11 protein-coding genes are annotated in these 12,047 nt (G+C 33.7%); all 11 read left to right on the forward strand.

Translation table 11 applies throughout. The features are described from left to right. Positions 1 to 879 carry a glucose-1-phosphate thymidylyltransferase RfbA gene (rfbA, locus tag BMY18_RS06370; RefSeq protein ID WP_092451765.1) on the forward strand — a complete coding sequence of 293 codons (879 nt, stop codon included), beginning with the start codon at positions 1 to 3 and terminating at the stop codon, positions 877 to 879. A 90-nt stretch (positions 880 to 969) separates the two neighbouring features. Beyond that, positions 970 to 1,989: a dTDP-glucose 4,6-dehydratase gene (gene rfbB / locus BMY18_RS06375; RefSeq protein ID WP_092451767.1), complete on the forward strand. Its 1,020-nt coding sequence runs from the start codon at positions 970 to 972 to the stop codon at positions 1,987 to 1,989. A 30-nt stretch (positions 1,990 to 2,019) separates the two neighbouring features. Further along, complete coding sequence (gene rfbD, locus BMY18_RS06380) at positions 2,020 to 2,868, forward strand: dTDP-4-dehydrorhamnose reductase (protein WP_092451769.1); 849 nt, start codon at positions 2,020 to 2,022, stop codon at positions 2,866 to 2,868. 98 nt (positions 2,869 to 2,966) lie between these two features. Beyond that, the gene (locus tag BMY18_RS06385) at positions 2,967 to 4,055 is read left to right on the forward strand and encodes a glycosyltransferase family 4 protein (protein ID WP_242940979.1); all 1,089 of its coding nucleotides are present in this window, start codon (positions 2,967 to 2,969) and stop codon (positions 4,053 to 4,055) included. A 56-nt stretch (positions 4,056 to 4,111) separates the two neighbouring features. Next, positions 4,112 to 5,707 carry an MBOAT family O-acyltransferase gene (locus BMY18_RS06390; protein WP_092451771.1) on the forward strand — a complete coding sequence of 532 codons (1,596 nt, stop codon included), beginning with the start codon at positions 4,112 to 4,114 and terminating at the stop codon, positions 5,705 to 5,707. After that, on the forward strand, positions 5,694 to 7,025 hold the full coding sequence (locus BMY18_RS06395; RefSeq protein ID WP_092451773.1) for a hypothetical protein: 1,332 nt from the start codon (positions 5,694 to 5,696) through the stop codon (positions 7,023 to 7,025). Before BMY18_RS06390 ends, BMY18_RS06395 begins: the two co-directional genes overlap by 14 nt. Before the next feature lie 113 nt (positions 7,026 to 7,138). Beyond that, complete coding sequence (locus BMY18_RS06400) at positions 7,139 to 8,419, forward strand: glycosyltransferase family 4 protein (RefSeq protein ID WP_092451775.1); 1,281 nt, start codon at positions 7,139 to 7,141, stop codon at positions 8,417 to 8,419. Then, positions 8,416 to 9,225, forward strand: coding sequence for an ABC transporter permease (locus BMY18_RS06405; protein ID WP_330385950.1), 810 nt, complete (start codon positions 8,416 to 8,418; stop codon positions 9,223 to 9,225). The genes BMY18_RS06400 and BMY18_RS06405 overlap by 4 nt, the downstream gene beginning before the upstream one ends. 1 nt (position 9,226) lies before the next feature. Next, positions 9,227 to 10,510: an ABC transporter ATP-binding protein gene (locus BMY18_RS06410; RefSeq protein ID WP_092451777.1), complete on the forward strand. Its 1,284-nt coding sequence runs from the start codon at positions 9,227 to 9,229 to the stop codon at positions 10,508 to 10,510. A gap of 1 nt (position 10,511) precedes the next feature. Further along, positions 10,512 to 11,585: a class I SAM-dependent methyltransferase gene (locus tag BMY18_RS06415; protein ID WP_092451779.1), complete on the forward strand. Its 1,074-nt coding sequence runs from the start codon at positions 10,512 to 10,514 to the stop codon at positions 11,583 to 11,585. Positions 11,586 to 11,609: 24 nt separating this feature from the next. Further along, on the forward strand, positions 11,610 to 12,047 hold the full coding sequence (locus tag BMY18_RS06420; RefSeq protein WP_092451781.1) for a hypothetical protein: 438 nt from the start codon (positions 11,610 to 11,612) through the stop codon (positions 12,045 to 12,047).

The raw sequence follows: 12,047 nt of genomic DNA on the forward strand, positions 1-12,047 counted from the left end.
ATGAAAGGGATTATTTTAGCAGGTGGAAGTGGAACGAGGTTATATCCATTGACACTGGTAACAAGTAAACAATTATTGCCTGTATATGATAAACCAATGATATTTTATCCATTGTCTATATTAATGATGGCTGGAATCAAAGAAATTCTAATCATTTCTACACCACAAGATTTACCAAATTTCGAAAGATTATTTGGAGATGGTAATAAGCTTGGAATTGAATTATCGTATAAAGTCCAGCCATCCCCAGATGGACTTGCGCAGGCCTTTATAATTGGCGAAGAATTTATTGATGGTGATTCTTGTGCAATGGTCCTTGGTGATAATATATTTTACGGAAGCGGACTAGTCAATCATCTGAAAGATGCGGCCCAAAGGCAAGATGGTGCTACTGTATTTGGATATTATGTTGAGGATCCAAAAAGATTTGGTATTGTTGAATTTGACAAAGATGGTAAAGCTATTTCAATTGAAGAAAAGCCTGAGAATCCTAAGTCAAATTATTGCGTTACGGGGCTTTATTTCTACGATCAATGCGTTTGTGATTATGCGAAATCAATTAAGCCTTCAGTTAGAGGGGAACTTGAGATAACAGATCTAAATCGAATATATCTTGAAAAAGGTAAGCTAAATGTAGTCACACTTGGAAGAGGCTATGCTTGGCTTGATACAGGTACTATGGATGCATTAGCAGAAGCAACTGAATTTATTAAGGTAATTGAAAATAGACAAGGAATTCAGATTTCTGCAATTGAGGAAATTGCATATAAAAATGATTGGATCAGTAAAGAGCAATTATTAGAACATGCAAATAACTATGGTAAATCACCTTATGGTTTGCATTTAAAAAAAGTAGCAGAAGGTAAAATACTTTACTAATCAAAAATACTTTATTAATTAAAATACTTTATTAATCTAAAATATAGATAGAAAGTAATATTTATAATTACATAGAATGGGAGAAATATTATGAAGATTATAGTAACTGGTGGTGCAGGATTTATCGGAGGTAATTTTGTACACATGATGTTAGAAAAATACCCCGATTATAGTATTATATGCTTGGATAATTTGACATATGCAGGGAATATGGAAACGCTTTCACCGGTGATGGACAATCCTAAGTTTAAGTTTATTAAAGCGGATATTGCAGATAGGGCTGCAGTGTACAAGATTTTTGAGGATGAAAAGCCAGATATACTTGTTAACTTTGCAGCGGAAAGTCATGTTGACCGTTCAATTGAAGATCCAGGAATCTTTATCCAGACGAATGTAGTAGGGACTGGCGTACTTCTTGATGCATGTAGAAAATATGGAATTACTAGATATCATCAGGTTTCAACTGATGAAGTTTACGGGGATCTACCTCTTGACAGGCCAGATCTTTTCTTTACGGAGGATACTCCTCTTCATACTTCAAGCCCTTATTCATCATCTAAAGCAGGCGCAGATTTACTTGTAATGTCTTATCATAGAACCTTTGGACTTCCGGTTACCATTTCAAGATGTTCAAATAATTACGGTCCATATCATTTTCCAGAAAAATTAATTCCACTTATTATCGCAAATGCATTGGCAGAAAAGCAGCTTCCCGTATATGGCAAGGGAGAAAATGTGCGAGATTGGTTATATGTCGAAGATCATTGCCATGCAATTGATTTAATTATTCATAATGGTAGAGTAGGCGAAGTATACAATATTGGTGGACATAATGAAAGAACGAATCTCCAAGTAGTGAAGACTATAATTAAGGAATTAGGGAAAAGTGAAGACTTAATTACATATGTGACCGATAGACTAGGACACGATATGCGTTATGCAATTGATCCAACTAAAATCCACGATGAATTAGGGTGGGAGCCAACAACATTATTTGATGAAGGTATTAAGAAGACTGTCAAATGGTACTTAGAAAATAAATCATGGTGGGAAAACATCATTAGTGGTGAATACCAGAGTTATTATAAAAAGATGTATTCGGATCGCTAGTGAGAATGTATATTTTGGAGGATTAATTGAATGAAAGTATTAGTGACAGGAGTCAACGGTCAATTAGGATATGATGTAATGGTAGAGTTACAAAAAAGAGGACATGAAGCTGTAGGTGTTGATGCACAAGACATGGATATTACAGATTATACATTGGTTTTAAAGGTAATGAAAGAAGTAAACCCACAAGCGGTAATCCACTGTGCAGCATATACAGCCGTGGACAAAGCAGAAGAAAGCATTGATATTTGTAGAAAAGTGAATGCTGAAGGTACTGAAAACATTGCAAAGGTTTGCAAAGAGTTGGACTGTAAAATGATGTACATCAGTACTGATTATGTATTTGATGGGCAAGGCGATAGGCCTTGGGAACCAGATGATAAAGTTACCAAACCATTGAATGCTTATGGACTTACGAAGTATGAAGGTGAGAAGATGCTTCAAAAATATGTAGAGAAGTTTTTCATCGTTCGTATCTCATGGGTGTTTGGTATTAATGGTAATAACTTTATCAAAACGATGCTAAGACTTGGAAAAGAGAAAGGTAAAGTTAGTGTCGTATCAGATCAGATTGGATCTCCGACATATACGGCAGATTTAGCCGTACTTCTTTGCAATATGATTGAGTCTGATAAATATGGAATATATCATGCTACGAATGAAGGCTTATGCAGCTGGTATGATTTTGCATGTGAAGTATTTAAAGTAGCAGGCATTGATGTTGAAGTAACACCGGTCGATAGTGATGCATTTCCATCGAAAGCAAAAAGGCCTAAAAATAGTAGAATGAGTAAGGACAAGCTAACTGAAAATGGATTTGAAAAGATGCCAACCTGGCAAGATGCAACCAGGCGTTACATAAAAGAGATTCAATCCTAAGTATAAGATAGTTTAATTAGATAATAATATTAGATAATATTAGAAGAGGTATTTATATAGGGTAAATAAGATTCAGGGATAACTGGGAAGAGGTTATAATGAAAATAGTAGTTGATGCGAGAACAATGGGCAGCCAGCCAAGCGGTGTGGGTATGTATTTGTTTGATTTCCTTAAAGAATTAGTTAATTACGAGGAATTTGAATTTATATTATTAGCAGATGTGGCTACTAGTGAGTATATCGATTATTTTAGAAATCTGGGTGTAGAAATTAGGACCCAAGGAAAAGAAGTGTATCGAAGCGCAGGCGTATATGCATATTTTGGATTTATCCAAGAGGCGCTTGATGATATCAAACCCGAATTGTTTTGGGAAGTCAATGCGATCATTCCTGTTAAGCTTATTGGTAATCACAAAACAATGATCACAATTCATGATATGTTTCCAATTACACATGTAAAGTATTTTGGTTTTATATATAGTATCTATTTTAAATATAATTTGAAAAAGACACTAAAAAATACCGATATGATTTTATATAACTCAAAGCAATCTAAAACAACTACAGAAAAAATATTGCCAAGAGCTAGAAAGATTAAAAATAGCATCGCATATATTATTTCTAATCCGTTAAGAGAGGTTCCTAAGATTGGAAATGAAGGATACTTTTTATATGTGGGTAATATGGAGAAGCGAAAAGGCGTGGATTTGCTATTAAAATGCTATCAGGAATATAGAAAACGTGGTGGTGAAAGAAATTTGATTCTTGCAGGAAAGATGCAGGAAGAAGATATTAGAATTTTATTAGAAGCCACACAACAAGAAGTTGAAGGATTAGAGTATATGGATTATGTGACTCATGAGAAGAAGCAAGAGTTATTTTCTAATTGTGCGTGTTTTGTATTTCCGTCAAAGGCGGAGGGCTTTGGAATGCCAATACTTGAAGTGATGAAATATTATAAACCAATATTGGTGAGTAACCTAGAAATATACGATGAGATAATTGGCGATTGTGTAAATGAATTTGACATTCATGTTAATGAAAATGAGCAGATTAATAATTTGTGTGAAGCAATGATGACTTTTTCAAATAAGGTAGATAAGATATTATATGATCAAGCACTTGGACAATATTTGCCAGAGAAGTTAGGTGGAATTGTAAGGAAATTTATTAATGAAACCATATAAAATGAAATAATAAAAAAATACTATAATAAATAAATAATTAATTATTGGAGGAAAAAATGTCGTTTGTATCAACAGGCTTTCTATTATTTTTATTAATAGGAGTTATTGTATATTATTTTATACCAAAAAAAGTTCAGTGGATATGGCTGTTGTTTATAAGCTATTTTTATTATGCTACTTATGGTATAAAGCCGATGGCTTTTATCGCATTTACAACTATATCAACTTATATCGGTGGCAGATTGATTGAGAAGTATAGTAATGATGGTGCAAATAAAATACTAAAGAATAAATCAAATATTACGTCAGAAGAAAAGAAGAAAATCAAGGCTAACACAAAAGGCAATAAAAGAAAAGTTGTATTCATTATGCTTTTGTTTAACTTCGGAATTCTTGCAGTATTGAAATACTTTAATTTTGGAGTTGAAAATATTAATGGAATAATGCACAGATTATTTGGAATTCAATATACCATAGCTGGAATGGACCTTTTATTACCATTAGGGATATCATTCTATACATTCCAGTCAATGGGATACATAATCGATATATACCAAGGAAAATATGAAGCGGATAAGAATATATTTAAATTTGCATTGTTTGTTTCGTTTTTTCCTCAGATTCTTCAGGGACCAATTGGTAGATATAACAGATTAGCCCATCAGTTTTATGAAAAACATTATTTTAATCTAACAAAAATCCAGCAAGGGTTACAGCTTATCTGTTGGGGATTCTTTAAAAAATTAGTAATTGCAGATAGAGCAGGAATAATTGCGAATCAGGTGTTTGACCATGATGATAAATATGCTGGAGTCGTAGTGATTGTCGGCGTATTGGCATACTGCATTCAATTATATGGTGATTTTGCCGGTGGGATGGATGTAGTAATGGGTACGGCAGAGCTTTTTGATATCAAAATAGATGCGAATTTCAGACAACCATTCTTTTCACACTCTATCTCAGAATTTTGGAGAAGATGGCATATTACGTTGGGAACATGGATGAAGGATTATATATTTTATCCATTTTCACTTTCAAAGGGAATGAATAAATTTGGTAAATTTTCGAAAAAGAAATTCGGTAATGCAATAGGACGAGTACTTCCGATTTGTTTGGCGGATTTATTGATTTTCTTTATTGTAGGCCTATGGCATGGTGCGTCATGGAAGTTCATTATATATGGTTTATATAATGGATTTATTATTGCGTTTAGCGGTATGTTTCAGCCCGTCTATATAAAGATGTTTGAAATAACACATATTAATGCAAAAACTAGGACTTGGAGATTATTTCAAATATTTCGTACATTTGTATTGATCAATATTGGTTGGTATTTTGATAGAGGGAATAGTTTGAAAGATGCAGTTTATATGATGTATTATTCTGTAAAGGGATTTTCCTTTTCAGCATTAACAGATGGTTCACTTTTGAAACTTGGACTTGATTCATTACAAATTATGATATTAATTGCAGCTTGTGTCGTATGGTTTATTGTTAGTGTATTAAAAGAGAAAAACATTGAAGTACGTGAGGCAATTGCAAGAAGAATATTGCCAATTCGATGGGCAATATATATAGCACTTATCATATCGATTCCATTGCTTGGAACTGTATCGGCAAAGGTAGGAGGTTTTATATATGCGCAATTTTAAGAAGATATTAAAGTGTATTATATTCGCAATTATCTGTTGCATTATTTTTGCAATCTGTGATTTTATTTTTGTTCCATCTGGGTACGTAAGAGTGATCTTGCATACGCTTAATTATTCTGATGAAAAGTATGATTGTATTATACTGGGTGCATCACATGGACGCAGTGCAATTGATCCCTATAGGTTGGATGAGACATTAGGAACCAATTCAATTAATTTATGCATCCCTAGTGAAACAATGGAGGATTCCTATTATTTACTCAAGGAAAGCTGCAGAAATAATAGTCCCAAGACAGTTATTCTTGACTTGGATTATCAGTATTGGTATGATTTGGCAAAAAATGATTTTAGTGATGCATTTATATACTATCAATTGGAACCATCAAAGGTAAAAGCAGAATATTTCTTTCATAATCTTTTAAAGAAAGATGTTAGAATTTCATTCTCGAGATGGTCAAATTATATTAGTGATTTCAAAGGAATAAAAGATAAGGTCTCAATAAAACTTGACAATGGATATAATGATTTTAATATAGAAAGCGCTGTCGTTAAAGGTGCAGATGGACCATATGTAGGAAATGGATTCTTTTATAGGGCACCTGGTGGCCATGGGGCAAGAGGATTTATTGAAAGACGTACATGGAATGACAACAAAGTAGACAATAAAGTTGTGAAACAGTTTAAAGCTATCGTTGATTATTGTAATGCGAATGGAATTAAACTTATATGCGTCACTTCAACAATTACTCCCGCTCCGGTGCTTACGGGAACGTCTGAAGCTTCGGCGAAATATTTTGAAAAATTAACAGAAGAATATGGTGTTGATTACTATGATTTTAATTTGCTCAGACAAGATGTAATGCCAAGGGGTAATCTTGACTTTGGAGATTGGGATGGCCATATGTGCGGAGCACTTGCAGACAAATATTCTTCCATAATGGCATCTGTTATAAAAGATGCACAGGGGGGGAGCGTTGACAGAACAAAGTACTTTTATAATTCATATGCGGCCCTTTATGAAGATGTTAATACAGTTGTGTATTGCCAAACAGCGTTATCCATAATAAAAAAAGAGGATGACACTTATAATATAAGCTTTGAGATTGATGGTTTGGCAGGAACGAGAGTTGTTCCTGAGTATCAGATTATTGTTGGCACGGCAACAGGTGCTACAGTATTATCTGAATATTCAAAACAAACAAAATATTCTTTTGATTTGCCTCAAGGTACTTATACGATAAGGGTGAATGCAAGAGCAGTTGGAAGCACAGCGGAGTACGAAGAATACTGTGAAAAGGCAGCAGTTTTGGAACAGTAAAATACAGCATAATGCTGAAGAATACTGAAAAAACCTCGTACATTGCATTTGTTTAACCCATATGCTATAATGGTGTGATTAAAAATTAGATAGTGGGGTTATAATGTACACCTATGAATTTATCGAGAATAGCTATTGATATAGCAGCAAAGTGCAAGCCGATTTTAGTGAAAATAATACCAATTCAGTTACTTAGAGCTGTAAAAGATGGACTGATTGAAAAAAATACAAATAATTTAAAAAACCAAAATATTAAGGAATTTGATTCTGAAAAATATAAAAATGGAATCAATCTTATCGGAAATATTAGGGCAGATAATGGGCTAGGTCAAAGTACTAGATTAGTGGCAGATATAATCACTAATAGTGGTATTGATTTTAGTGTATATAATTATTATCAATTACCAGGTGGAAGTATGACGGATACCTCCTATGATTATAAAATATCAGAAGATTTGCCATATAATATTAATTTGATTCATGTGAATGCAAGTGAATTTACAGTGGCCTATATGCAATTAGGAAAGAAAATATGGGATAGCCGCTATAATATTGCGTTTTGGCTTTGGGAGCTAGAAGATTTTCCAGACGAATGGGTTGGATGTATTGATCTTGTAGACGAGATATGGACGCCAGCGGAGTTTGTAAGTGAAAGTATTCGAAAGAAAACGGACAAGCCAGTTAGAACGATACCATACCCTGTGAAAGCACCAACAGATGAAAGATATGATAGGATGCATTTTAATTTACCTAAGGACAAGTTCCTATTTTTTATGATGTATAATAGTGGAAGCATAATGGAGAGAAAGAATCCAATTGGAACACTGGAAGCATTTAAAAAAGCGTTTGATAAAGATAACAGCAGCGTAGGTCTCGTTATTAAAATAAATGAAATGGAAGACAGCAGTGAAATTGCGAAAATCATGGATTTCTTTGACGGTTACACTAGCATTTATTTTATTACTACAAATATGTCTAAAGTTGAAGTGAACAGTCTGGTTAAGGCAGTGGATGTGCTTGTGTCACTGCATAGAGCAGAGGGATTTGGACTTGGAATGGCGGAAGCCATGCTTGTTGGAACACCAACAATTGCTACAAACTGGTCTGCGAATACAGAATTCATGAATAGTGAAGTTGCATGTATGGTAGATTATGAACTCATTGAAATTAAAGAAGATTATGGTTTGTTTAAAAAAGGATACCGCTGGGCTGATGCTGATATTAATCAGGCGGCCGAGTATATGAAGAAACTCTATCAAGACGCAGACTTTGCAATGAATATGGCGGATAATGCTAAGAAATTCATTGAGGAGAAGTTAAGTATAGAGAGTGCGGTAAAACTGGTGAATGATAGAGTTGAGCAGATTTATTTAGAAAAGAGGAAATTAAAGTGAAAGCGATAAGTGCATTAAAAGAATTATATGCCTATAGACAGATGATATTCAGTCTTGTGAAAAAAGACCTGCGAGGTAGATATAAGGGTTCGGCGTTGGGATTTTTGTGGACATTTATTAATCCATTGTTGCAGTTAGGAGTATATACGGTTGTATTTTCATTTGTGTTGAAAAGTGATATTCAGCCTTATTCTTTGTTCTTATTTGTAGCGCTTATTCCATGGATATTCTTCAGTTCATCTGTAACAGGTGGATCAAGCAGTGTTCTTGCTTCAAAAGAGATGATTAAAAAGATTTACTTCCCGAGAGAAATTATGCCAATTGCAAATGTAACAAGTTCATTTGTTAATATGTTATTGTGCTTTATTGTAATATTTGGAGTCTTAATTGCGATGGGTTGGGGAGCTAACTTTTTTGCGCTGCTCTATTTGCCATTGATTATGATAATTGAATATATTCTATGTTTGGGAATTGCACTGCTGACATCAGCATTTACAGTTTATTTTAGAGATTTGGAATATATACTTGGAATTGTTACGATGGCATGGATGTATTTGACTCCTGTAATGTATCCATCATCAAAAGTGTTGGATACAGTGGCAACGACAAAGTATGCACAATTCGCTTATCTTTGGTATTTAAATCCAATGACACCAATTATAGATGCATACAGGGATATTTTATTTTATAAGCAGGTACCAAAGATGAGTACACTATTACTTGCGTTTGGAATAGGATTGTTCTTTGTTGTGCTTGGATATGCAGTATTTAGAAAACTTCAAAGAGGTTTTGCGGAGGAATTATAAAATGAAACAAGGAAATGCAATAGAAGTAAAGAATCTGACAAAAAAGTTCAAAGTTTTTTTTGATAAGGGAAGTCAGCTAAAAGAAAGAATATTGTTTCGAAACCGCAATCGGTATGAAGAACGATGGGTTCTTAACGGCGTTAGCTTCGAAGTCAAAAAAGGTGAAGCAATTGGTCTTATTGGCCATAACGGTTGTGGTAAAAGTACAACACTGAAGCTTTTAAGCAAGATTATATACCCAGATACCGGAAGTATTGAAATGAAAGGCAGAGTTTCTAGCTTAATTGAGTTAGGTGCCGGTTTTCATCCAGATATGAGTGGTAGAGAAAATGTCTATACAAATGCATCTATTTTCGGACTTTCAAAAAAGGAAATAGATTTAAGATTTGACGATATTGTTGCTTTTTCAGAATTAGAAGAATTTATTGATAATCCTGTTAGAACATATTCTTCAGGTATGTATATGAGACTCGCATTTTCAGTTGCGATTAATGTAAATGCAGAAATCTTACTAATAGATGAGATATTAGCAGTTGGAGATTCTAATTTCCAAGCAAAATGTTTCAATAGACTTAGAGAAATCAAAGCGCATGGAACGACGATTGTAATTGTATCTCATTCTTTAAGCCAGATAGAACAAATTTGCGATAGAACGATTTGGTTACAGGATGGTTTGATTGCAGAGGAAGGAGTACCTAGAGATATTCATCCTAAATATCTGAACTATATGGGTGAACAAAGACAGGTTATTGCTGAAAAAGAGGCTGAAAGACAAAAAGAAAAAGTCGATGATTCTAAAGGCACTAAGATATCACATGAAACAGTAGAAAAAGAGAAGATTGATAAGGAAAAAAATCGTTGGGGAAATGGAAATGCAAGAATAAGAGAAATTGTAATGTTAAATTCTAAGATGGAAGAACAACATGTTTTTGCAACGGGCGATGATATGATTCTTAAATTAGAATATAATGTGAAAGAAAATGTGAAAGATGCAGTTTTTGGAATTGGTATATTTAGAGGAGACGGATTACAATGTTATGGAACGAACACAAGAATTGACAAGCAAGATGAGTTTGACTTGTCAGAGAGTGGTATGCTTCAGCTTAATTTAAAGAATATAGGATTGCTTCCAGCAGAATATATTGTTGATATTGCAATTGAATCAGAAATCGGAGTTCCAGTGGATTATTTTAAAGTAGCAACTTCCTTTGAAGTGTATTCTAATATTGATGATGTTGGTGTTGTGCGCATTGCACATGAGTGGAATTTTAGCGAGGTAAAATAATATGAGTATTGATAAGACAATAGACGAGATCCTACTGCAAGATAAAGGGTTGAAAAAGTTAGTAAGAAAAGTGGTATACAGAGCTGCCGCTCCACTAATAAACAATTTAAAGAACGAATTGCAAAGCAGGACATCAGAATTATTATCACAATACGACAGTAAAATATCTGAAAGCGAAAGTAGAATTTCTAATCTTGAAACGAATATTAGAAATAATAATGATATTATCAAATATTTGCAAAATGAAGTGTTCAGACAAGACGCGGAACTAAAGAAAACACTAGATTATACACTTACATTAGCTGAAGAGGTTAAGAAGAATAAATCGGTTGCTAGCGTTAATACACCGCAGATAGCTACGGAAGTATCACAAACTACTTCTGCTACTACTACATCTCAAGATTCATATATAGGAATTGATTACTTTGATTTTGAAAATAGATTTAGAGGTAGTAGAGAAGCAATTAAAAAAAATCAAGAACAGTATCTTACATTTTATTTAGGCAAGAAGAAAGTTGTTGATATTGGTTGTGGAAGAGGGGAGTTTTTAGAACTTCTTAAAGATAATAATATTGGTGCTATTGGAATTGATCTTTATGGTAAGTCAATTGAGTGCTGCAAGTTAATGGGACTTAACGTATTGCAAGAAGATGCTATTACGTATTTAGGTGAGTGCGATAGCGTGGATGGAGTATTTGCCGGGCAGTTAGTAGAACATTTGACAATTGGACAGATACTGAAGCTTTGTGAAGTTGCTTATGAAAAGCTTGAAGAAGATTGTTACATGATTTTAGAAACTCCTAATCCTACATCTTTGGCCATATATACGCATGCATTTTATATGGATCCTTCCCATGGAAAACCAGTACATCCATTAACACTTCAATATTGTGCGCAAAAAGCTGGATTTAAGGATGTTAGGATTTTATATACGCAAAGTAGTCTACTTCCAGTTAGTATTCCAAAACTTGAAAGTACAAATATTGCGAATTTAGAAGAGTTTAATAGTGCAATGGAAATTGTATCTGGAACATTATTTGGCAGTCAAGATTACGCAATTATAGCTAAAAAGTAGTTATAAAGGTTATAGGAGGATAAAATGTCTATTCAAAATAGTGATATAAATATTGAATCAATCATGCAGGAAATCAAAGCAGAAATAAAGGAAAAAGGTTATACGAATGATTTGCTGAGTTTTAATGATATAGTAATAGATACAAGCAGTATGAATGCATCCCAGTTTGATAAGATTGCATTTAACGAAGAGATATATACAGTTAACCATACATGGAATGTCCAGGCCTATAGAGTACTTAGCGGTTCAAGGTTCGCCTTGTTTTACAAAAAAGTAATCAGAAAAATAGTATATTTCTTCGTAGAACCTATTGTACTAGAGCAAGATGGTTTTAATGCATCGGTTGTAAGGCTCATGAATCAAATGAATTGTTATGTAGATGAAACAAAAGATCAAAATGAAGCGTTAAAGAAACAAGTGGAAGAATTGACTGAAAAGATAAAGCAATTTGAGCAAAAGTAA

The organism is [Clostridium] fimetarium, from assembly GCF_900111235.1.
GTDB classification, from domain to species: Bacteria; Bacillota; Clostridia; order Lachnospirales; family Lachnospiraceae; genus Clostridium_N; species Clostridium_N fimetarium.